Raw genomic sequence first — 22,050 nt, 5'->3', positions numbered from 1 at the left:
GATCAGTCCTGCGTCTCGCCCTCATAGGGCGTGGCGCGCATCGACGGGCGCTGGTTGAAGCGGTCATACCAGCCGGTAACGCGCGGCGCCCGCTCACGGAAATCCGGCAGGCGGCGGAAGCTGAGCCAGGCGAGTGCTGTCGCGAGTCCGATCTGCCCGACCGTGACCGGTCCGTCGAGATCGGCTTGTGTTTCGAGATAGTCATAGGCTTCGAGCAGCTTGGTGGTCTGCCCCTCGGCGAGCGGCGAGTAACGCAAAGCCTCGGGCCGACGCTCCGTTTCCCAGCGCACGGCGATGCCGGCATCGCACAGCCCTTGCGCTAGCGCCTGCAGGCGCAAGGCTGAATAGCGCGCCGCTCCCTCGCGCGGGATCAGCGAACCCGCGCCGGCTAGCCGGTCGAGATAGTCGCAGATCACCACGGAATCGAAGAGCGCTCCGGCGTCCGGCGTCAGCAGCACCGGCACCTTGCCGAGCGGATTCCGGGCGAAGACGGCATCGTTGCGATTGGTCGGGCTGGTCTCGTGATGGACGACATCGAGGCGTTTCGCCAGCCCGAGCTCATGCGCGCAGACCAGCACCTTGCGAGCATAGGGCGAGTGGCTCTGGTAGAGCAGGGTGAGCTTGCCGGACATCACGCGGCCTTCCCGGCGACCTCGGCCGGCGTCAGTCCGACCAGCTCGGCATAGCGCTCCGGATCGGTCGCGCCCTCGGTGACGATGCCGAAGACGCGAGAGGTTGCGTCAAGCTTCAGCGCCGCGCGCGCCTGCGGATCACGCAGCGCCGCGAGCAGCCCTGCGAAACCGGCCGCGCCGCTTTCGCCGGCGACGATCACCGGGTCGCTGCCGGCCGGGCGCGCCAGCCGGTTCATCGCCTCGACCGCGACTGCATCCTCGACCGTCATGAAGGCATCGGCTGTGCGCGACAGCACGCGCCAGGCGAGCGGCGAGGGTTCGTAGCATTCCAGCATCGCCATCACCGTCGGCGCGCCATGGGCGATCTTGGTCGGCCGCCCGGCGCGGGCGCTCTCGAACAGGCAGGCGGCGCGGGCCGGATCGACCACGGTGAAGACCGGCCGGTTCTCGCCGAGCAGCAGCGACAGCTGCGCCGCGATCGCCGCGGCGATGCCGCCGACGCCGGCCTGGACGAAGACATGGGTCGGCGACTCCGGCAGCTGCTTCAAGGCCTCGCGGATGATTGCGGTGTAGCCCTGCATCACGAGGCTGGGGATGCGCTCATAGCCCTCCCAGGAGGTGTCGGAAACGGTCGTCCAGCCGTTTTCGTTGGCGACGCGGGCGGCTTCGACGATGGAATCGTCATAGGTGCCGTCGACGCGCACGATCTCGGCGCCGAAGCGGGCGATCGCGGCGGCGCGCGGCTCGCTGACGCCAGCATGCATGAAGATCACCGAGCGCGCGCCGACAAGCTCCGCGCCCTGCGCCACCGAGCGGCCGTGATTGCCGTCGGTGGCGCAGGCGAAGGTCATTTCGGACGCGATGGCACGGACCTCGGCCGATGTCAGGTCGGCTTCGTCGAGCGTTCGCCCGAGCCGTTCGCTCGCCGCCTCCAGCACCAGGCGCGTCACGGCATAGGCGCCGCCGAGCGCCTTGAAGCTGCCGAGGCCGAGCCGCTGGCCTTCGTCCTTGAGATGCAGCGCGCCGATGCCGAGCGACGCGGCAAGGCTGGGCAGGGCGCGCAGCGGCGTCGGCACATGCTCGGCCCGGCCTGCCAGATGCCGCTCGATCGCATCGGCTCCGGCGGGGCCGAGCGTCTCCGCATCGGTCGGATGGAGCGGATGGCGGAAGTCCGGGAGCTGATTGAGCAGGAGCACGGCTTGCCTCATTGAAATGTCCAGGTGAAGAGATATTGCAAGCGCCGCGAAAAAGGCGCTGCAATCACCCGCCTGCCTTGCAAGTTTGTTTCACAATCATTGTCCTTGGAGCCCCGATTGCGCGAACCGACCGCTGCCGCCCTCGATGCCTTCGACCGGGCGATCCTCGCCATCCTGCAGCAGGACAACACCACGCCGCAGCGGGTGATCGGCGAGAAGGTGAATCTGTCGGCCCCGGCGGTACAGCGCCGCATCCGCCGGATGGAGAAGGACGGCGTCATCCGGGCCAATGTGGCGGTCGTCGAGCCGGCGGCGCTCGGCCACCCGATCACCATCTTCGTCGAGATCGAACTGGTCAGCGAGACGGCAAAGGACATCGACGCCGCCAAGCGCGCCTTCCTCGCCGCGCCCGAGGTGCAGCAATGCTACTACGTCACCGGCGAGGTCGATTTCATGCTGGTCGTGCTGGTGTCGAGCATGACGGCCTATGAGGCGTTGACCCGCCGGCTGTTCTTCGCCGACGCCAATATCCGCAAATTCCGAACCTTCGTGGCGATGGACCGGGTCAAGACAGGGCTCAGCGTACCGGTTGGCTGACTGTTGCCGATTGCTCGACCTGGACGATACGGGCGCGGGGAACCCTCTCCTGGAAGGAGAGGGCAGGGTGAGGTGTAGGCCGCTGGACCAGTCCCGCGATCGCTCACCGCGCGGTTGGGTTCAAGCCAACGTTTCCGCTCCGAACACCTCACCCCTGCCCCTCTCCTTCCAGGAGAGGGGTTCCCCGCGCTTGTCTCATCCGTTGGCGCTCACTGGAAAGACTGCGCATGACGAACTGGAACGGCCGGCAAGCTGATCTACGACGTCAGCGCCCCCGCCGTCATGCCCTGGACCATGAACTTCTGCAGGAAGATGAAAGCCATCACCAAGGGCAGGCTCGCCAGCACCGAGAAGGCCATCATCGTGTTCCAGTCGGTGACGAACTCGGCCATCAGGCTGTAGATCGCCATGGTCAGCACCCGGTTCTCCCAGGATTCGATCAGCACCACCGCGAACAGGAACTCGTTCCAGGCGAGCAGGAAGGTGTAGAGCCCGGCGCCGATGAAGGCGGGGTAGGACATCGGCACCAGCGTCCTGAAGATCGCCCCGAGGCGCGAGCAGCCGTCGACCATCGCCGCCTCCTCGATGTCGCGCGGGATGTTGATGAAGTAGCTGCGCAGCATCAGGATGCAGAAGGGCAAAGTGAAGGTCAGGTAGACCACGATCAGCGATGTCCGGGTGTCGTAGAGCCCGAGTGTGATGAAGATCCGGAAATAGGGGATGCAGAGCAGCACCAGCGGGAACATCTGCGTAGTGATCAGGAACATCAGCACCGCCCGCTGGCCGGCGAACTTGAAGCGCGCCAGCGCATAGGCCGCCATCGCCCCGAGGATGAGCGAGAGCGCGGTCACGACCAGCGAGACCACCATCGTGTTGGCGAAGACCACGAGATAGCGCGTGCTCGCGAAGATCTTGCGATAGCCCTCCAGCGTGAACACCTGCGGCAGCCACTCCGGCGGCATCCGCATCACCTCGATGTTCGGCCTGACCGAGACCGTCAGCATCCAGGCGAGCGGGAAGAAGACGATCGCGATCGCAACCAGCAGCAGGAGATAGGAGGCGGCGTTGATCAGGCGCTCGCGCCCGCGAATGCCGATCTTGCCGAGATAGGGGCGTGGATGCGCTATGGCACCGGGCAGGGCGACAGTCATTGCTGATGGCTCATGGTTCGGCGGACATAGATGGCGCTGACGATGAAGAGCACGATGAACATGACCACGGCCTCGGCCGAGGCGTAGCCGAATTTCAGCTTCTGGAAGCCGTCGAAATAGATCGCCGTCGCCAGGACTTCCGAGCCATGCGCCGGCCCGCCGCCGGTCATCACATAGACCGGGTCGAAGGCACGGAAGGTCCAGATCGAGTCGAGCAGCACGATCGTGGTGATGACGCTGCGCAGCTGCGGCAAAGTGATGTGCCAGAACTGCCGGAACAGCGAGGCGCCGTCGATCTCGGCGGCCTCATAGAGCTGCTTCGGGATCGCCTGCAGGCCGGCGAGCAGCATCACCATGAAGAACGGGAAGGCGCGCCAGACGTTCATCGCCGTCACCGAGCCGAGCGCCGTCGAGGGATCGCCGAGCCAGGAGATGGTGAAGTTGGTGTCGATGATCCCGAGTGAGGCGAGCAGGCCGTTGAGCACGCCGAAGGGCTGCAGCATCAGCACCCAGATCATGCCGGCGACGGTCGGCGCCAGCAGCCAGGGCACGATCAGCAGGCCGCGCGCGACGGTGCGGAAGGCCGGGTCGAGATTCATGTTGAGCAGCAGCGCCAGGCCGAGCCCGATCACCAGGTGCAGCACGACGCTGAAGAAGGTGAAGACGACGGTCTGCCAGAAGGCGCGCCAGAACAGCGGATCATTGGCGAGCGCAGTGTAGTTGCCGAAGCCGACCCAGACCTCGCGCTGGAGATTGCTGTCATGGAAGCTCAGGCGAACCACGTCGATCAGCGGATAGATCAGCAGCGCGACGAGGATCAGCAACGACGGCCACAGGAAGGACGCGGCCAGCAGTTCCTCGCGGTATTTGCGTTTGAGCGTCAGCAGCATGTCTCGCCGATCGTTGCAGGGCGGCGGGGTGGCCGGCCTCTCAGAATGATCCGGGTCATCCCGGACAAGCGGCGATAGCCGCGCCGATCCGGAATCCATGCCGGAGCCTCACACATGAAGGCTCAGGCATGGGGCCCGGGTCTCCCTTCAGTCGCCCGGGACGACGAGTGCTTTGGTGTCACTTCGCCGCGGCGAGGACCTTGTTCCACTCGGCCGCGGCGTCATCCAGCGCCTGCTTAGCGGTCTTCTTGCCTTGCACGGCGTTCTGGATCTCGGTGGTCATCACCTTGTTCATCTGCACGGCGTTCGGCATCGACAGGAACGGCGATTGCGCGTTGGGTTGCGCCATCTGCGTCACGAAGGCCTGGAAGAGCTTGCGCTCCTTGAACCAGTCCTGGCTCGAGACGTCGGTGCGGGCCGGGAAGCCGCCGGTGCCTTTCGCCCACATCTCGATGCCCTTCGGGCCCGAGAGCCAGCGCATGAAGGTCCAGGCCGCGTCCTTGTCCTGGGCCTGGCTGCTGATGGTGTTGAGCGAGCCGCGCACCATGGTGCCGGTGCTCTTGCCCTTCGGCAGCGGCGCGATGTCGTAGTTGAGGTTCGGGTTGAGCTGCTTCTGGATGGCGACGCCCCAGGGCCCCTCGAACATCATCGCGACATTGCCGGAGGCGAAGTTGGCGCGCTTCTCTTTTTCGCCGTTGCTCAGCACGCCCGGCACCGAGACTTTGTCCTTGTTCATCCGCTCGATGTACCACTCGATCGCGGCGACGCCTTCGGGGCTGTTGAACACGGCCTTGCTGGTCGCCGGGTCCATGATCGTCGCGCCACCCTGCAGCAGCAGCGGGTAGATGTCGTAGGTCATGTTGGTCGGCGGCTCGGCCTGGAGCGTGCCAGTGACCGCGAACTGGCGCTTGTCGGGATTGGTCAGCTTGCGCGAATACTCGGCGAACTCGTCCCAGGTCTTGGGCGGGCCGGAGAGGCCGGCAGCCTTGAACAGGTCGGTGTTCCAGAACAGCGCCACCGCGCCGCTCTCGATCGGCAGGTAGTACTGCTTGCCCTTCCATTTGGCGTGGAAGGTCTTCGGGATGTTCTCGAAGAACGCCGCCGGCTCCTTGGCGATGCGCGCATCGAGCGGCTCGATCATGCCGAGATCGGCGAACTCGGCCACCCAGTCGACCTGGACCAGCAGCACGTCCGGCAGCTTCTTGGCCTGGTGCAGCACGATGGCGCGGTCGTGGAAGCCGGTGAACGGCGAGTCGACCGGCGTCAGCTTGATATCGGGATGGTCTTTCTCGAAGGCGGCCTTGAGCTCGCCCATGAACTTTTCGCCGACCTCGGTACCCTTCCACTGGCCCCAGCGAACCTCCTTCTGCTGGGCAAGTGCGAGCGTCGGAAGGCTGATCACCGAAGCGAGCGTCATCGCCGCGAGTTTCAGCAAGGAAGACCTGCGATGCTGATCCATATGCGTTTCCTCCCGTTGGTTGTCCCTTTGGCAGTCTTCTTGGTCAGCGGCGCATCCGTCGTTGCGGGCGCCGGAACAGGCGTTTAGGCGGCGCGGGCTTTTCGCAGGGCCTCGGGCACCGGCGGTGCGACCTTGACCAGCGTGGTGTTCTCGTCGACCAGTCTGCTCGTCCCGCCGACATTCATCCAGGTGAACATGTTGCGGAACATCTCCTGGAGCGAGGCCATGATCGCGGTCTCGGCTTCCTTCGGCATCTCCCAGAACGGCTTCTTCATCACTTTCCAGGATTTCTTGCGGGTATTGTAGAAGAACTGCGCATCGGTCTCGCCCGCGCCCTTCTCGGAAAGATGATTGGCGAAGGTGTACTCCCGAATCTGGTCCCTCAAGGCCTGCGGCAGGGCCGGGTGGTCGAAGATCAGGTTGTTGAAGCCGAGCGCGAGATGGACTTCGACCGCTTCCGCCACCGGCAGCTTGGCGAGCTGCGTACCGGGCAGGGTCGAAGCTCCATGCTGGACCGCGCCCGCCATGTTGTACTCGCTGCGGCAGATCGTCGAGATCGTCTTCAGCAGATCGTAGTCGACATTGACCTGCGCCAGCGTGCCGTCCGGCAGCACCTTGCCGCCGTGATAGGTGCCGGAATTGATTGAGATCTTGCTGACGATCGGCAGCTTGGCGCTGCGCTTGGCCATCTCCGCCAGGTAGACCGTCATGAAGGCGCGCAGCTCTTCCGGCGTCGTGTTCTCGTGGCCGACCTCGCCGATCTCGGCGCCGAGCGAGATCGAGACGCCCTTTGGCTCGATGCCGCGCACGAACTCGGTGAAATGTGCGGTGAGCTCGGCGTTGACGCGCTGCTGGTCCTCGATCGTCGCCAGCGACAGGTCGACCACCGTTGAGGCGTCGATGTCGATGCTGTACATGCCGGCCGCGATCTGCTCGCGCATGATGGTCTCGAGCTTGCGGACTTCCGCCTTCGGATCGGCGAGATAGGCCTTGGCGTTGATCTGGTCGTGATCGGCCTGGAGGAAGACCGGGCCGACATGGCCCTCGCGCAGCGCCGCGGCGAGCACCGCTGCGGCGTATTCCAGCGGCGGCTGCTGGGCATAGAGCGCTTCGCCGACCGCCTGCTCGAAGATGAACAGCTTGGAATCGAGCGCCTTGCCGGCGCGGAAGACCGAGCGGCAGGTGTGATAGCTCCAGCCGCGCAGGTTCATCGCCGGCACGGTCTTGCCCGACCATTTGCCGGCGGCGCAGGCGAGATAGAGTTCCTGGATCGAGGCCGGCACGATGCCGGCGGCATGGGCGGCCTCGCGGATAGCCCAGATCGCCACCGCGCGCGTCTCCGGCTCGGCCAGCGCCGCCGTTTCGGCCCAGCGGTCGATCATCGCATCCGGCGGACGCTTGCTTTTGCTGAAGTCGGGCGAGGAGCCGGCGAGATCGACACCGATCGTCTTGAGGTCGTCGGTCAGCTCAGCGAGCGAGGCGCATGCCATGGGTCATACCTTCGAAAACGGCTTCGAAACGGAGAGCGCCGGGCTTCCGGCGGGGCGGGCCGGGGCCCGCCGTGTCACGTTCGCAATCAATGCATGGTGTTTTCGTTATCGCAAGTCATATTATCGTTTTCGCGCATTGCAGCATAAGTCATGTTGCATCGCGCAATCTAACGGAGGTTCAGTGCGGGTATGTTTCGCCGCTATCCAGCAGGGCCTGAACGGCGGGGTGATCGGGCATGCCGTCCCAGCCATTGCCGCGCTCGGCCTTGAGCGCTGCAACAGCTGCGGCGAAGCGCGCGGCGTCGACAGGGCTCTGTCCCTCGCAAAGCCCGAGCGCATAGGCGCCATGGAAGACGTCGCCGCAGCCGGTGGTGTCCTTCGCCGTAACCTTGAAGGCGGGCACGCTGACGAGCTCGCCGCCAATCAGCCAGAGGCTGCCGGCCGTGCCGCGCGTCACGGCGAAGACCTTGTCGGAGCCGTTGGCACAGCGCCGCAGCAACTCCTCGGCCGGGCCATCGCCGGCGAAATCGCGCAGGCCCTCGGCCGAGAAGACGATGTTGTCGGCCTTGGCGATCAGTCGGCGATTATCCTCCGGCGTGCCACCGTCGACATCGAGGACGCTCGGAATGCCCGCCTCATGGGCGCGGTCGAGCACGACCGCCGCGGCAGCCGGCCAGCGCGTATCGGCCAGCACCGCGCCTGCCTGCGCAAGCCCGCCCTGCGGCAGGACGCTCGCATCCTGCGAGAGGCTGCGCCGGTTCGAGACGATGCTGCGTTCGCCGCGCTTGTCGACGAGGACGATGGCCCTGAGCGTGCGCCCCTCCGGCAGGATGGCAACGCCGTCGCAGTCGACACCATGGCCGCGCAAGAGTCGCAGCCCGGTCTCGCCGGCGGCATCGGCGCCGACCCGGCCCCAATAGGCCGCCTGGCCGCCGAGATGGCAGATCGCGACCGCCGCGGTCGCGGCCGGCCCGCCGAAGCGCTCGGCATAACCCAGCACGCCGGTCTTGATGCCGGCCGAGGGCAGGGCCTCGACCTGGAAAACCTCGTCCTGGACGAGATTGCCGACGCAGACGATTCGGCGGCCGCTCATGTCCGGCATCCCCAGCCCGGAAAGGCCGCCGGTCGGGTGAAGCGCGCATGACGGCGTATCTGCCGGCTCCCTGGCCGCGTGGTGAGCATGTTCCGTCCCGCCGGATCTCGTTGTCGGTATCGCCGGCAGGATCCGGTTGCGCGGCGAAAGCGATGATGCCCTACGGTTTCACTTTCGCAACACCATTTTCGCAAACGCGCATTGCGTGAAGGGCGCCAGTGGTCGTAGAGACGATTTCACCGATCAGGTTGTGCAACCCGCCCGGGTTCGGCTCTGAAGCAGGCCTGCCATGGAACCGCTGAGCAAACGTCACGCCGACATCCTCGATATCCTCGGCAAGCGCGGCTATGTCGCGATCGAGGAGATCGTCTCCGCCTTCAACGTCACACCGCAGACCGTGCGGCGTGATCTGCAGGACCTCGCCGACCGCGGACTCCTGCGTCGTCATCACGGCGGCGCCAGCGCCAATCTCTCGACCGCGAACACAGACTACGGCCTGCGGGTCGTCGAGACGGCGGTCGAGAAGGCCGCAATGGCCCAGGCCGCCGCCGAGCTGGTGACGCCGGGCAGCTCGCTGTTCATCACGCCCGGCACGACCATGGACGCACTCGCCAAGGCGATCGCCGAGCGCCGCCCGCGCGGCCTGCGGGTCGTCACCAACAGTACGGCGGCGGCGGCGATTCTAGACAAATGCCCGGACATCTCGATCCTGATCACCGGCGGACACTGGCTCGGGCCGAACCGCGCCTGCGGCGGCATGCATGCCGCCGCCTTCATCGAAAACTATCGCTGCGACCTGCACATGACCAGCATCGGCGGCATCGACGCGGCCGGGAACCTGCTCGAATACCGTGACGATGAAGCGGTGGTCGGGCGCACCATGCTGCGCAATGCCCGCCGCTCGGTGCTGCTCGCTGACCATACCAAGTTCAGCCGGGCCGCCATGTCCCGCCTGGCGCATCTCAGCGAGATCTCGACCCTGGTTACCGATCGGCAACCGGCTGCCGCGACCGCCCAGATGATCCGCGACGCGCGCTGCGAGCTGATCGTAGCCGGCTGATCACGCAACGGTGAGCGCCGGCGCGTTGCGCGCCAGCCGCTGCGGCTTATCTTGATGAAAGGTCGCCGGCGCCAACCGGGCGCATTCCCTCGCGGCCTCATCAGTCAAAATTCCCATCGTCGCAAAAATTCTCTCGTCGAAAGAGACACGTCATGCGCTATCAAACGCTTGGCCAGACCGGCCTGCTCGTCTCCGAATTGTGCCTTGGCACCATGACCTTCGGAGGCGGCGATGCCGGCATCTGGGGCAATATCGGCCGGCTCGACCAGCAGGAGGCCGATGCGCTGGTGAAGACCGCGCTCGACGCCGGCATCAATTTCATCGACACCGCCAATGTTTATGCCGAGGGCAATTCCGAGCAGATCACCGGCCAGGCCCTGCGCAATCTCGGCATCGCCCGCGACGAGGTCGTCGTCGCCACCAAGGTTTACGGTCGGATGGGGCAGGGGCCGAACGGCTCCGGCGCCAGCCGCTATCACATCCTCGAACAGGCCAAGGCCAGCCTGAAGCGGCTCCAGCTCGACCATATCGACCTCTACCAGATCCATGCCTTCGACAGCGTGACGCCGATGGAGGAGACGTTTGAAGCGCTCGATGTGCTCGTCCGGCAGGGGCTCGTGCGCTATGTCGGCGTCTCCAACTGGGCGACCTGGCAGGTCGCGAAGGCGCTCGGCATTTCCGAGCGGCGGCACCTGGCGCGCATCGCCTCGCTGCAGGCCTATTACACCATCGCCGGCCGCGATCTCGAGCGTGAGATCGCGCCGATGCTGCTGTCTGAGAAGGTTGGGCTGATGGTCTGGAGCCCGCTCGCCGGCGGCCTGCTCTCGGGCAAATACGACCGCCGCAACGAGCAGGGCGGCGAGGGCAGGCGCGCCAGCTTCGATTTCCCGCCGGTCGATCGCGAGCGCGGCTATGACGTCATCGACGCGATGCGCCCGATCGCGGAGGCGCACAAGGCCTCGGTCGCGCAGGTGGCGCTCGCCTGGCTGCTGCACCAGCCGGCGGTGACGAGCGTGATCGTCGGCGCCAAGCGGGCCGAGCAGCTCAGCGAGAACATCGCCGCGAGCGAGATCGCGTTCACCGCCGATGAACTCGCGGCTCTCGACGCCGTCAGCGCCCTGCCGAAGGAGTATCCGGGCTGGATGCTGGAGCGCCAGGGCGCCAATCGTACGAAGCCCGACCCGCGCCGGGTGGGATAAAACAGGCTGACCGACGAGGGAGAGCCTCTCCGTCTTTCCGGGGCTTCGCGTAGCGAAGATCCCGGAATCCATGAACACTGCTGGAGTCGGATCGCACGGTCTCAAGCTTCCGGAACCGTTGTGTTCATGAGTTCCGGGCTCAGGCCTTCGGCCTGCCCCGGAATGACGAGGGAGGTCGTCAGAAGCGGTCGCTGGCTTCGAGATAGAGGCTAGCGATTGCTTCGATGCCGGCCTGGTCGTCGGCGTCGAAACGGCCCGGCTCGGGGCTGTCGAGATCGATCACGCCGATGACCTCGCCGTCACGGATCAGCGGGACGACCAGCTCCGAGCGCGAGGCGGCATCGCAGGCGATGTGGCCGGGGAAGGCGTGCACGTCTTCGACCAGCATCGTTTCGCGCCGGGCGACGGCGGTGCCGCAGACGCCGCGCCCGACCGGGATGCGCACGCAGGCCGGCTTACCCTGAAAGGGGCCGAGCACGAGCTCGCCGTCACGCATCAGGTAGAACCCGGCCCAATTCAGGGTCGGCATCGCGTCGTAGAGCAGCGCCGAAAGATTGGCGGCGTTGGCGATCGCGTCGTGCTCGCCATGCAGCAGGCCTTCGAGCTGCTGGACGAGCTCCCTGTAGAAGCCTGGCTTGTCGCTCGCCGAAATCGTCGCCGCCTGGAACATCGTCGCCTCCGTAAAGTCGAGGCTGGATATGCGCCGCCAAAGCGGATTTTGCGAGGGCTATGGCAGGCCGGAAGCGGAGATCAGCTGCGCGTCCAGAGCAGGAAGGCGGAGAGCCGCCTGAGCTGAATTCTGGCGAAATAAAGCACGTAGACCATCATGCGTCTCCAGTTAGGAGCCCACGACAGCTGCGTGGTGCTTTTAGCTTTGGTGACGCGGTGCAAGCTGCTCCGGCAAATCCCGCGACCGGCCCGCATCGCTGCGGTTCGATCCCGAAATCATTCGCAATCGCCGCTCGCGGGTCAATGAAACGCCTTTTCAAAGATCTGATGACAGTCGGTACAATCGTCCACAGTGGCGGCCCGCAAGGGAATGTTCAGGCAAAGTGTCGGTTGACGGGCCTCGGCAGGCCGAGATGGTCGCGCAGGGTCGGCCCCTGATAGTCCAGGCGGAACAATCCGCGCCGCTGCAGCTCCGGCACGACCTTGTCGACGAAGTCGTCGAGCCCCTCCGGCAGATAGGGGAACATCACGTTGAAGCCGTCGCTGCCGCGTTCGGTCAGCCATTGCTCCATCTCGTCGGCGATCGTCTTCGGCGTGCCGACGAAGGCCAGGCCGCCATAGCCGCCGAGCCGTTGCGCGAGCTGGCGGACGGTCAGGTTCTCGCGGCGGGCGAGCGCGATCGTCCGCTCGCGGCCGCTCTTGCTGTGGTTGGTCTCAGGGATTTCAGGGAGAGGGCCGTCCGGATCGAAGCTGGTGGCGTCATGGCCGAGCGCGATCGAGAGCGAGGCGATGGCGCTGTCATAGTGGACGAAGGAATCGAGCAGAGCCCGCTTCTCGCGGGCTTCCTCGACGCTGTCGCCGACGACGGTCAGCACGCCCGGCAGGATCTTGAGATGGTCGGGATTGCGGCCGATCGCCTCCATGCGGCCCTTCACATCGGCGTAGAAGGCCTGGCCGGCCGCGAGCGTGCCATGCGCCGCGAACACGACCTCGGCCGTCTCGGCCGCGAGCTGGCGGCCGGGTTCGGAGGCGCCGGCCTGGACGATCACCGGCCAGCCCTGCGGCGGCCTTGCGATGTTGAGCGGTCCGCGAACCGAGAGGTGCTCGCCCTTGTGATCGAGCCGCCGCATTTTGTCCGGGTCAAAATAAATCCCACTGTCGCGGTCGCGAATGAAGGCGTCGTCGGCGAAGGAATCCCACAGGCCGGTGACGACGTCGTAGAATTCGCGCGCCCGGTCATAACGCTCGCCATGGTCGACATGGGCGTCGAGGCCGAAGTTCAGCGCCGCATCCGGGTTCGAGGTGGTGACGATGTTCCAGCCGGCACGGCCGCCACTGATATGGTCCAGCGAGGCGAAGCGCCGGGCGATGTGATAGGGCGCGTCGAAGGTGGTCGAGGCGGTGGCGACGAGGCCGATGCGCTCGGTCGCGCCGGCAAGCGCCGAGAGCAGGGTGAACGGCTCGAACGAGGTCACCGTATGGCTGCGCTTCAGCGCCTCGACCGGCATGTTCAGTACGGCGAGATGGTCGGCCATGAAGAAGGCGTCGAACTTGCCGGCTTCCAGCTTCTGCGCGAAGCGCTTCAGGTGGCCGAAGTTGAAATTGGCATCCGGATAGGCGCCGGGATAGCGCCAGGCGCCGGTATGGATGCTGACGGGGCGCATGAAGGCCCCGAGGTGAAGCTGGCGCGCGGTCGTCATAGCTGGCCTCGGCAGGCGGTTGCTCAGAACATGCTGAGCTATGTCCGCGCCCGCCGCCGCGCCATGGCACAGCGCAAAAAGCCAAGAACCATCTCTGGATAGCGATCAGTGTAGAAGGTTCGTCTCAGTTCGCGCAGAAGCCGAAGAAGTTCGGTTCTGGGTCGGCTAGCCTCCCCGTCATGGTCGGGCTTGTCCCGACCATCCACGTCTTCCTTCGGGCAGGGCAGTGTTCAAGACGTGGATGCTCGCCACAAGGGCGAGCACGACGGTGTTCAAGCGTGGGCCGTCAGACCGCCGCCTTCTTGATCGCCTCCAAGGTCTCGCTGCCATACTTGCCGACGAACTCCTTCTCGACCTCGGCGGTGACGATCTTGGCGAAGGAGTCGCGGTCGGGCGTCTCCACCGCCTGCATGCCGGCCTTCTTCAGCTCGGCGAGGCTCGAGCCTTCCGTGTCCTCGTTCATCTGGCGCTGGATGCCGGCGATCTCCACCGCGATGGTGGGCAGCAGCTGCTGGATGTCGGCCGGCATCGCGTCGAACTTGGTCTTGTTCATCACCAGCGGGCCGGTGGTGAAAGCGTGGCGTGTCAGCGAGAGATGTTTCTGCACCTCGTGGAACTTGGCGTTGAGGATCAGCGTCACCGGGTTCTCCTGGCCGTCGACCGTGCCGGTCTCCAGCGCGGTGAAGAGCTCGGTGAAGGCCATCGGGGTCGGGATCGCGCCGAGCAGCTGGAAGGCCTTGATATGGGCCGGGTTCGGCGTGGTGCGGATCTTCAGGCCCTTGAGGTCCGCGGCGGTCACAACCGGGCGGCGGTTGTTGGTCAGGTTGCGCCAGCCGATCTCCCAGGTCGCAAGCGCCTTGAGGTTCGAGCCCTCGAGCTCCTTGCGCAGGCCGTCGCCGATCGGGCCGTCCATCACTGCAGCTGCATGCTTGCGGCTCTGGATCAGGAAGGGCAGGTCGAGCACGTTGAGCTTCGGCGCGAGCCCGGTGAAGAACGGATTGCCGGTCAGGCAGATGTCGAGCGAGCCGCCGCGCACCGCGCTGATCGTCTGCGCATCCGAGCCGAGCGCGCCATTAGCGAAGACCTGGACCTCGTAGCGGCCCTGGCTCTTGGCCTTGACCTGCTCGGCGAAGAGCAGCGCAGCCTTGTGCCAGCTGTCGACTTCCGGGTGCGGATGGGCGAAGCGCAGCTTCACCGCCTGCGCCAGGGCCGGGCGGCCAATGGCGAAGAGGGCGATTCCGGAGCTGGCGCCGATGAGCGCGGTCCTGCGGGTGATGGTCATGAGCGTGTCCTCCCTTTTTTCATTGTCTGTCAGGCGGTTGCGGCGCGTCAGCGCCCGTAGAACCAGCGCGCCGGCACGGTGACGATCTCCGGCACGAGGATCAGCAGCAGAAGCACGGCGACCTGCGCCAGCAGGAAGGGCATGACGCCGCGAACGACCTTGTCCATCGGGATGCGGCCGACGGCGCAGACGACGTTCAGGACGACGCCGACCGGCGGGGTCAGCAGGCCGATGGCGTTGTTGATGATGAACATCACCCCGAAATAGACCGGGTCGATGCCCGCCTGCTTGACGATCGGCATCAGGACCGGCGTCAGGATCAGCACAGTCGGGATGAAGTCGAGCGCCGTGCCGACGACGATGACGAGGAACATCATCGCGAACATCAGCAGCGTCTTGGATTCGATCAGCGGGCCGAGCAGGCTTGCGACCTGGCTCGGGATGTCGGCGATGGTGATCAGCCAGGCCGAGACCATCGCCGCCGCGACCAGGAACATCACCGCGGCCGAGGTCTTGAGTGCGCTGAGCAAAGCCGGGCGGAGATGCTCGAATTTCAGCTCGCGATAGACAAAGCCGCCGACGAAGCCGGCATAGACCGCGGCGACGACCGCAGCTTCCGTCGGCGTGAAGGCGCCGCCCTTCATGCCGCCGATGATCAGGAAGGGCAGGCCGAGTGCCCAGAGCCCGTCGAGCGCGGATCGCCCGACCTCGCGCACGCTGGCGCGCTCCGGGCGAGCGGCCGGCTCGTCGCGCGCGACGATGTACCAGGTGATCACCAGCGCCAGCCCCATCAGCAGGCCCGGCACGATCCCCGCGAGGAAAAGGCGGGTGATCGAGACGCCGGCGGCGACACCGAAGACGACGAAGCCGATCGAGGGCGGGATCACCGGCGCGATGATGCCGCCGGCCGCGATCAGCCCGGCGGCGCGCGGCAGATTGTAGCCGGCCTGCTTCATCATCGGCAGCAGGATCGCGGCGAGCGCGGCGGTGTCGGCGACCGCTGAGCCCGAGATGCTAGCCATCACCAGCGCCGCCAGCACCGCGACATAGCCCAGCCCGCCGCGGACATGGCCGACCATCGTCACCGCGAGTGCGATGATCCGGCGCGACAGGCCGCCGGCATTCATCAACTCGCCGGCGAGCATGAAGAAGGGCACCGCCATCAGCGGGAAGGAATCGGCCCCCCCGATCAGGTTCTGCGCCAGGATCTGCGAGTCGAAGGTGTCGAGCTGCAGCATCAGCGCGACGCCGCAGACCAGCAGCGCCATCGCGATCGGCATGCCGAGCGCCATCGCGCCGATCAGCGACCCCAGGAAGATGAAGACGGTCACGAGCGCTTCTCCGCCGCCTGCTGGTTCTCGAAGGCGGTGAGTTCCTCCGATTCCGCCCCGACGACGAGTTCGTCATCCGGCATGCGGCCGGTCAGGAGCCGGGCCAGTGCGATCAGGTTGAGTGCGCCGATGCCGAGCCCGCCGACGAGGCCCGCGAGATAGGTCACGGCGACCGGCACGCCGGTGACCGGCTGGTGGTTCTCGACATTGATCGAAGCCTGCTGCCAGCAGCCGACCACCAGCATTCCCATGCACAGCAGCGACAGCGCCTCGACCGCGAGCCGGCACCACCAGCGGCCATTGCGGCCGAGCATGGTGACGACGGTGGTCATGCCGAGATGCTGGCCGTCTTTCGCCACCAGGAAGGCGCCGCCAAAGGTCAGCCAGACGAAGATCAGCCGCGACAACTCCTCCGAGGAGATGATGCCGGAGCTGAAGCCGTAGCGCAGCACGACATTGCCGAAGACCATGGCGATCATCACGACGAAGCCGGCGATCAGCAGGTCCTCGGTCAGCCGCAGGAGCAGGGCGCGTAGTTTCATCAAGCGGCTCCGTCTGCGGCCAGCCCGTACCAGCGCGCGGCATTATCGTGGAACAGGGCGAGGCGCTCGGCCGCCGGCCTCTCGCGAACCCCGGCCTTGAACACGTCGAAGATCGTGCCGAACGAGGCGCAGAGGCTGTCGACCGGGAAATTGCTGGCGAAGGCGCAGCGCTCGGCGCCGAAGGCAGAGAGCACGCTCCCGATCACCGGCGACTGCAGGTCCAGCGTCCACGCCTGTCCAGGCACGCCGATGCCGGAGATCTTGGCGACGACATTGGGCTCGCGAGCAAGAAGATCGAGCGCCGCACGCCAGGCGGCGAGGCCCTCGGGGCTGCGGTCGGCCGGCAGACCGGCATGGTTCAGGATGATGGTCGTCGCCGGGAAATCGCGGGCGAGCTCGGCGGCTTCGTCGAGATGCCACCACTGCGTCTGCAGATCGAAGCTGAGCCCGGCTTCGGCCAGCAGGGCATAGCCGTCGCGCCATTTGGCATCACGCATCGAACCGGGCACGGCGAAATCGGAGCGGTGGTCCTCACGAGCGGCGGCCTTGGGCTTGTGCCGGACGCTGCGCACCAGAGGCATATCGCGATAGGCCGCGACGACCTCGCCGACATCCGCGCGGTCGAGCCAGATCTGGCCGATTGCGGCGTTCGGCAGGCCGTGCTCGCGTGCGACCTCGGAAGCCCAACGCATCTCGCCGATCGGATCGCGCGGGTCCCATTCGCCTTCCATCAGCACGCAGCCGACGACGAGGTGCCCGTCGATCGCGCGGCGATAATCGTCCGGCATGAAGTCGCGCTTGATTGCGCTGTAGTCGCCATAGCGGAAGGCGACCGGGTGGTCGCTCAGCCAGGGGTGATAGTTGCGCGCAAGATCGAAGAAGTGGTGATGGGCGTCGATGATCGGCAGGTCGTCATCGGCGCCGGAGGCGAGGAAACGAGCGCGCTGGTCGGGGCTCGCGACCATGAGCTAGCTCCGCTGCGGCGGAAGGCAGGCGTGCTTCAGGCCATGTCCGGCTGGTCCGGCACTTGCGCCCGTCATCCCTGCCTCCCGATCGTTTCCTCAGCGGTCGCCCGCTTTAATCTTGTCGATTATTGTATGCTGCATACAGAATGTTGCCGTAAAGTCAAAGCGCGCCGGAGTTGAACAGCGCGTCCTGCTCGCGGCGCAGGCGAACCAGCGTCGTGCTCTCGTCGAGTGCGACATCGGCGCAGGTGACGACGGCGCCGCGGGCGACCTTGCGTACGACCGGCCGGCCGGCGGTTAGGTAATAGGGGACGGGTTCGCTTGGCCCCAGCGGCCTTGCCGATGTCAGTTGCGGCTCCAGCCCCTCGATGACGTGGCGATAGCCCATGGTCAGCGTCTCGCCCGGCTCGAGGTCGCGACTCGCCCGGGCCGTCAGGTCGACGCGCGGCAGGACCTCGGCGCCGCCGGTCGACTGGCCGAGCAGGGCGGCCGAGAGCGCCGACATCGGCGCCTCAGCCCCGAGCAGATGCACGGGATTGTGCAGCAGGACATAGCGGCCATCCGGCGAGCACGGGATGCCCTTGCCGGCAAAGAGCTTGCCGGTGGCGATGTCAGGCGTCTCGGCGATGACGAAGACGCCGCCGGCGAAGGAGAGCTCGTCCGGCCGCCGCAGGCAGTTGAACATGTCGACTCGGCCCTTAGCCGAAAGCAGGCCGCCCTCGGCTGCCGGCCGGAACAGGCTCGGCAGTTCGGTCGTGCGCGCGATCGGTGCATGCATCGCCGCGACGTCCGGCATCAGCCCGGTATGGTTGGCGACGATACCCATCTCGCAGAGATCGGGCACGGTGGCGCGCGGGAATGGCAATTTGGCGCGGGCGTCGAGCAGAGTGAGCGGGTCGCTGCCGAGCTTGCCGAAGGCGGCAGCGAAATCGGCGGCCGGCACCGCCTTCTCCCAGGCTGTGACCGTGCCGGCCTCGGGATCCCAGACGAAATCGGATTCCGATGATTTACCGGCAGCGACGATCGGCAGGCCGAGCACGCGGGCCCAGCCGATCAGGCCGATCAGCAGGCTCGGCTGGTCGCCATCGACCGGAGTATGCACGACGCCCTTTTGCCTTGCGCGATGCGCCAGGATCGGGCCGATGATGCATTCGGCCTCCTTGGTCACCATGACGAGATGGCGGCCGGCTTCGATCGCTGCGAGCGCGGTCATCGCCGCGCCTTCCGGATCGCCGGTCGCCTCGACGACGACGTCGACCGGCAGTCCTTCGAGATGGGCGGCATCGCCGATCAGCGCGACGAGCCCGCGATCAAGTGCGGCCTTGGCCTCGGCGGCGCTATGGCAGTCGACGATCTCAGCCTCGCTGAGGCCGCCGGCGAGCGCCGCCTTGCGGGCGCGGCCGATATCGAGGTCGCAGACGACGCGCGGCTCGATATGCGGGGCGCGTCGCGCCTGGCCGATGAAGCTCGCGCCGAACTCGCCGGCGCCGACCAGGGCAGCGGAGATGACGCGATCGGGCGCGCTGGGCTTCAGCGCGAACAGGTTCTCGATGTTCACTAGGGCAGCTTTCGTTCGAGCGGGGCAGGGCGGTCGCCGTCAGATGGCCAGGCCTTCGATGGCGTAGATGCGCGCAGGTGCGCCGTCGGCGTTCGGGATCAGCAGCGGCGCGGCCGAGAACAGGTTGCGCGGCGCCTTGAGCTTGCTGGTGTTGACGACGTATTCGATCAGAGTGACGCCATGGCTGAGCAGGACATGGTGGGTGACATGCTCGGGCTTGGGCACCTCCTTGCCTTCGAGCAGGAGGCGGATCGGATAGTCCTGCGGGAAGTCGAAGGCGACGGCGGTCGGCTTGCGCTCGGCCAGCCACTGCGCCGCCTCGAGCGTCAGCCAGGGCGCCTCGGTCCAGAAGCTCTTGTCGTTGTAGTCGCGTTGGTCGTTCCACTGGGTCGCCAGCAACAGGATCTCGCCATCGGCTCCGCCGGCATCGGCGGCGGCGAGATGTTCCGGACCGATCGGCTGATTGGCCGGGCAGCCGCTCAGATCAAGCACCCGGCAGGGGCCGACCACCCGGCTGAGCAGCGTCGCCTCGATCGTCGGCGCGCCGGCGACGAAATGGGCGGGCGCATCGACATGCGAGAAGCCATGGCAGGGACCGTTGATCTTCGACACCCGGAACTGGTCGCCCGCTGCGATGTCGCCCTTGATCGAAAGCTCCACCGGCCAGCGGAAATGCGGCGCGATCGGCATGGAAAGGTCGACGATGTGCATGGCGCTGCCCGGATTGCGGAAAGGGATGCCGGCGACCCGGCGGCTCCGTTCTAGGGGTCTGAATTCTTGTATGCAAGAATTTTTCGACAGCGGAGCGGCCACGCGATATACAGAGCGTCATGGATAGTCCGGCCGACACGACCCCGCTCGCAGCGCTTCTCGCCCAGTTGCCGCAGCCTCAGCCGGGGCGGCGCAAGGGCGCTCTGCATGGCAGCACGGTCGCGCAATTGCGCAACCTGATCGTCACCGGGGCGCTGGCGCCGGGCGCCAAGCTCAATGAGCGCGAGCTCTGCCTGCAACTCGGCGTCTCGCGCACGCCGGTCCGCGAGGCGATCAAGACGCTGACCCAGGACGGCCTGCTCCGCGCGCTGCCGAACAAGTCATCCGTCGTCGCCGAGCTCGATGTCGGCGAGATCGAGGCGCTGATCGATGTCGTCTCGACGATCGAGGGATTGGCCGGCGAGCTCGCCGCGGCGCGCGCCACGGACGAGGCCGTCGCCGAGATCGGCATGCTGCACTACAGGATGATGCTGCATCACACCCGCGACGAGCTGCCGGGCTATTTCGAGGCCAACAAGGCCTTCCATCGCCGCATCGTCGAACTCTCCGGCAATCCCGTGCTGCTCTGGATCTGGGAGTTGCTGGCGCTCCGGGTCGACCGGGCCCGCTATTCCTCGAACCTCTGGCCGAAGCGCTGGAAGATGGCGATCCAGGAGCACGAGCAGATCCTGGCGGCGCTCACCGCCGGCGACGCCGCGCTGGCGAGCCAGCGCCTCCGCGAGCACGTCCGCAATGGTCTCTCCGGGCTCGTCGCGGCGCTGAAGGACAAGGCTGCGAAATCAGACAGCGCCTGATCGCAGGTCAATGTGAGGGCTGCTCGACCTCCGGCAGCATCTTCAGCACTGCGATCGCGTCGAGCTCGCTATCGCCCTGAGCGACCAGCATCCGGTAAAGCATCAATGCCTGGGCGACCATCGGCATGGCAAGGTGCTGCTCGCGCCCGGCCTCCATCAGCATCTCCAGGTCCTTCAGCACCTGCCTTGCATAGCCTTTCGGCGCGAAATCGCGCGCGACCATGCGCGGCATCATCACCTGCAGCACTGCCGAATTGCCAAGGCCTGGCGCCAGCGCCGCCGGAATCTTGTCGGCATCGACGCCGTAGGCTTCCGCCAGCCGGAGCGATTCCGCAACCACGACATAATTGGTGAGACACAGCGCCTGGTTGACCAGCTTGGTCGCCTGACCGGCGCCGACCGCGCCCATATGCGTGAAGAGCCCGAGACTCTCGGCCAGCGGCCGCACCGCCTCGATCGCCTCCGGCGTGCCGCCCGCCATGATCGCGAGCTTGCCGGCTTCGGCCGCCGGCGGACCGCCCGAGACTGGGGCATCGATGAAGCCGATGCCGGCCTCCGACAGCGCCGCTGCGAGCGCCTTGGTCACGCCGATCTCGGTCGTCGAGAAATCGATGACGATGGCGCCCGCTGACAACTTGGCTGACAGGATGCCGCCTTCGCCACTCACCACCGCCTGCACCGCCTTGGTGGTGGTCACTGCGATGCAGATGGGATTGGCACGCTCGGCCACCTCGGCCGGGGAGGCGGCGAGGGCGACGCCGAGCGCTTCCGCTTCAGCCCGGCGGGCCGGGTCGAGATCATAGCCGACGACCTTGCGGCCGGTCGCGATCAGGCGCTTGCAGAAGCCTGCGCCCATCAGACCGAGGCCTATGAAGCCGATGGTCTCGCTCATTTGCCCTGCCAGTTCGGCGTGCGCTTGCCGAGGAAGGCTTCCATGCCCTCGCGAAAATCGGCGCTGGTGTAGCAGAGGGTGACGAGGTCATCCCCGTCGACATCGGCGCTCGCCGCCACTGTGAGCCGACGCAACGCCTCCTTGGTGGCGCGCATGGTCAGCGGCGCATGGCCACGGATCGTTTCCGCCAGCTCCTTCACCCGCGCCATCAGCGCCGCATGGTCGGCGACGAGCTCATTGTAGAGGCCGACGCGATGGCCTTCCTCGGCCTCGACCAGCCTTGCGGTGAAGATGATGTCCTTGACGCGGGCCGGGCCGAGCAGGCTGGCGAGCCGCGCATAATTCGCCATCGACAGGCAGTTGCCGAGCGTGCGCGCCACCGGAAAGCCGAAGCGGGCCGATTGCGTCGCGATCCGGAGATCGCAGGCGCAGGCGATCGCCGCGCCGCCGCCGGTGACCGCGCCGGCGATCGCCGCGATGGTCGGTACCGGGCAGCTCTCGATCGACGTGATCACCCGCTCGATCCGGTTCTCGTAGGCGAGGGCGTCTTCCGCCGTCTTGAACTCACGGAACTGGGCGATGTCGGTCCCGGCGGCGAAGGCCTTGTCGCCGGCGCCGGTCACGACGAATACCTTCGGCGCGCCGTGCTTCTCCGGGTTGCCGAGAATCTCGGCCAGACCTTCGTACATGGCGAAGGTCAGCGCATTGCGCGCCTGCGGGCGGTTGAGCGTGACCGTGCCGACCCTGTCGGCGACGTCGTAGAGGATCTCGTCAGTCAT

Annotated in this window: 21 protein-coding genes; 4 read left to right on the top strand and 17 right to left on the bottom strand. The window is 66.5% G+C overall.

What is annotated here, in order from left to right; genetic code table 11:
* Positions 1 to 2 precede the first annotated feature (2 nt).
* Positions 3 to 632: a glutathione S-transferase family protein gene (locus tag B6S44_RS05210; protein WP_129155713.1), complete on the bottom strand. Its 630-nt coding sequence runs from the start codon at positions 630 to 632 to the stop codon at positions 3 to 5.
* A complete protein-coding gene (locus B6S44_RS05205) occupies positions 632 to 1,828 on the bottom strand; it encodes a diaminopropionate ammonia-lyase (protein WP_129155712.1) in 1,197 nt (398 codons plus the stop codon). The genes B6S44_RS05210 and B6S44_RS05205 overlap by 1 nt, the downstream gene beginning before the upstream one ends.
* A gap of 117 nt (positions 1,829 to 1,945) precedes the next feature.
* Between B6S44_RS05205 and B6S44_RS05200 the strand changes: the two genes are divergently transcribed.
* On the top strand, positions 1,946 to 2,425 hold the full coding sequence (locus B6S44_RS05200) for an Lrp/AsnC family transcriptional regulator (protein ID WP_129155711.1): 480 nt from the start codon (positions 1,946 to 1,948) through the stop codon (positions 2,423 to 2,425).
* A gap of 257 nt (positions 2,426 to 2,682) precedes the next feature.
* On the opposite strand, the gene B6S44_RS05195 is transcribed toward B6S44_RS05200, so the two are convergent.
* From B6S44_RS05195 to B6S44_RS05175, 5 genes are all read right to left on the bottom strand, one after another.
* The gene (locus B6S44_RS05195; protein WP_129155710.1) at positions 2,683 to 3,576 is read right to left on the bottom strand and encodes a carbohydrate ABC transporter permease; all 894 of its coding nucleotides are present in this window, start codon (positions 3,574 to 3,576) and stop codon (positions 2,683 to 2,685) included.
* Positions 3,573 to 4,466 carry a carbohydrate ABC transporter permease gene (locus B6S44_RS05190; RefSeq protein WP_164985729.1) on the bottom strand — a complete coding sequence of 298 codons (894 nt, stop codon included), beginning with the start codon at positions 4,464 to 4,466 and terminating at the stop codon, positions 3,573 to 3,575. The genes B6S44_RS05195 and B6S44_RS05190 overlap by 4 nt, the downstream gene beginning before the upstream one ends.
* A 178-nt stretch (positions 4,467 to 4,644) precedes the next feature.
* Positions 4,645 to 5,925: an ABC transporter substrate-binding protein gene (locus B6S44_RS05185; protein WP_129155708.1), complete on the bottom strand. Its 1,281-nt coding sequence runs from the start codon at positions 5,923 to 5,925 to the stop codon at positions 4,645 to 4,647.
* Between the two features lie 83 nt (positions 5,926 to 6,008).
* On the bottom strand, positions 6,009 to 7,415 hold the full coding sequence (locus B6S44_RS05180) for a beta/alpha barrel domain-containing protein (RefSeq protein WP_129155707.1): 1,407 nt from the start codon (positions 7,413 to 7,415) through the stop codon (positions 6,009 to 6,011).
* Between the two features lie 178 nt (positions 7,416 to 7,593).
* A complete protein-coding gene (locus B6S44_RS05175; protein ID WP_164985728.1) occupies positions 7,594 to 8,508 on the bottom strand; it encodes a PfkB family carbohydrate kinase in 915 nt (304 codons plus the stop codon).
* Between the two features lie 289 nt (positions 8,509 to 8,797).
* Between B6S44_RS05175 and B6S44_RS05170 the strand changes: the two genes are divergently transcribed.
* The gene (locus B6S44_RS05170) at positions 8,798 to 9,568 is read left to right on the top strand and encodes a DeoR/GlpR family DNA-binding transcription regulator (RefSeq protein WP_129155705.1); all 771 of its coding nucleotides are present in this window, start codon (positions 8,798 to 8,800) and stop codon (positions 9,566 to 9,568) included.
* 152 nt (positions 9,569 to 9,720) lie between these two features.
* Positions 9,721 to 10,767 (top strand): aldo/keto reductase, encoded by a 1,047-nt coding sequence (locus B6S44_RS05165; RefSeq protein ID WP_129155704.1) that lies wholly within the window; start codon positions 9,721 to 9,723, stop codon positions 10,765 to 10,767.
* 178 nt (positions 10,768 to 10,945) lie between these two features.
* Here the strand turns inward: B6S44_RS05165 and B6S44_RS05160 are convergent, their stop codons facing one another.
* From B6S44_RS05160 to B6S44_RS05125, 8 genes are all read right to left on the bottom strand, one after another.
* Positions 10,946 to 11,437: a GAF domain-containing protein gene (locus tag B6S44_RS05160; protein ID WP_129155703.1), complete on the bottom strand. Its 492-nt coding sequence runs from the start codon at positions 11,435 to 11,437 to the stop codon at positions 10,946 to 10,948.
* Between the two features lie 373 nt (positions 11,438 to 11,810).
* The gene (locus B6S44_RS05155) at positions 11,811 to 13,136 is read right to left on the bottom strand and encodes an LLM class flavin-dependent oxidoreductase (protein ID WP_129155702.1); all 1,326 of its coding nucleotides are present in this window, start codon (positions 13,134 to 13,136) and stop codon (positions 11,811 to 11,813) included.
* 286 nt (positions 13,137 to 13,422) lie between these two features.
* Positions 13,423 to 14,418, bottom strand: coding sequence for a TRAP transporter substrate-binding protein (locus B6S44_RS05150; RefSeq protein ID WP_129155701.1), 996 nt, complete (start codon positions 14,416 to 14,418; stop codon positions 13,423 to 13,425).
* Positions 14,419 to 14,465: 47 nt separating this feature from the next.
* Positions 14,466 to 15,710: a TRAP transporter large permease subunit gene (locus B6S44_RS05145; RefSeq protein ID WP_465246090.1), complete on the bottom strand. Its 1,245-nt coding sequence runs from the start codon at positions 15,708 to 15,710 to the stop codon at positions 14,466 to 14,468.
* A 35-nt stretch (positions 15,711 to 15,745) separates the two neighbouring features.
* Positions 15,746 to 16,291, bottom strand: a complete 546-nt coding sequence (locus tag B6S44_RS05140) for a TRAP transporter small permease (protein WP_129155699.1) — start codon at positions 16,289 to 16,291, stop codon at positions 15,746 to 15,748.
* Positions 16,291 to 17,256: an amidohydrolase family protein gene (locus B6S44_RS05135; protein ID WP_129155698.1), complete on the bottom strand. Its 966-nt coding sequence runs from the start codon at positions 17,254 to 17,256 to the stop codon at positions 16,291 to 16,293. Before B6S44_RS05135 ends, B6S44_RS05140 begins: the two co-directional genes overlap by 1 nt.
* Before the next feature lie 160 nt (positions 17,257 to 17,416).
* The gene (locus B6S44_RS05130; protein ID WP_129155697.1) at positions 17,417 to 18,814 is read right to left on the bottom strand and encodes a flagellar biosynthesis protein FlgA; all 1,398 of its coding nucleotides are present in this window, start codon (positions 18,812 to 18,814) and stop codon (positions 17,417 to 17,419) included.
* Positions 18,815 to 18,853: 39 nt separating this feature from the next.
* Positions 18,854 to 19,525, bottom strand: a complete 672-nt coding sequence (locus B6S44_RS05125; protein WP_129155696.1) for a cyclase family protein — start codon at positions 19,523 to 19,525, stop codon at positions 18,854 to 18,856.
* A 119-nt stretch (positions 19,526 to 19,644) separates the two neighbouring features.
* Here B6S44_RS05125 and B6S44_RS05120 point away from each other — a divergent pair, with 119 nt between their 5' ends.
* A complete protein-coding gene (locus B6S44_RS05120; protein WP_129155695.1) occupies positions 19,645 to 20,379 on the top strand; it encodes a GntR family transcriptional regulator in 735 nt (244 codons plus the stop codon).
* A 7-nt stretch (positions 20,380 to 20,386) separates the two neighbouring features.
* On the opposite strand, the gene B6S44_RS05115 is transcribed toward B6S44_RS05120, so the two are convergent.
* Positions 20,387 to 21,271, bottom strand: a complete 885-nt coding sequence (locus B6S44_RS05115) for an NAD(P)-dependent oxidoreductase (RefSeq protein ID WP_129155694.1) — start codon at positions 21,269 to 21,271, stop codon at positions 20,387 to 20,389.
* Positions 21,268 to 22,050, bottom strand: coding sequence for an enoyl-CoA hydratase/isomerase family protein (locus B6S44_RS05110; RefSeq protein ID WP_129155693.1), 783 nt, complete (start codon positions 22,048 to 22,050; stop codon positions 21,268 to 21,270). Before B6S44_RS05110 ends, B6S44_RS05115 begins: the two co-directional genes overlap by 4 nt.

Origin of the sequence: Allobosea sp. Tri-44, from assembly GCF_004123845.1 — a bacterium.
Lineage (GTDB): Bacteria > Pseudomonadota > Alphaproteobacteria > Rhizobiales > Beijerinckiaceae > Allobosea.
This window is presented reverse-complemented; position numbering and strand designations above follow the sequence as displayed.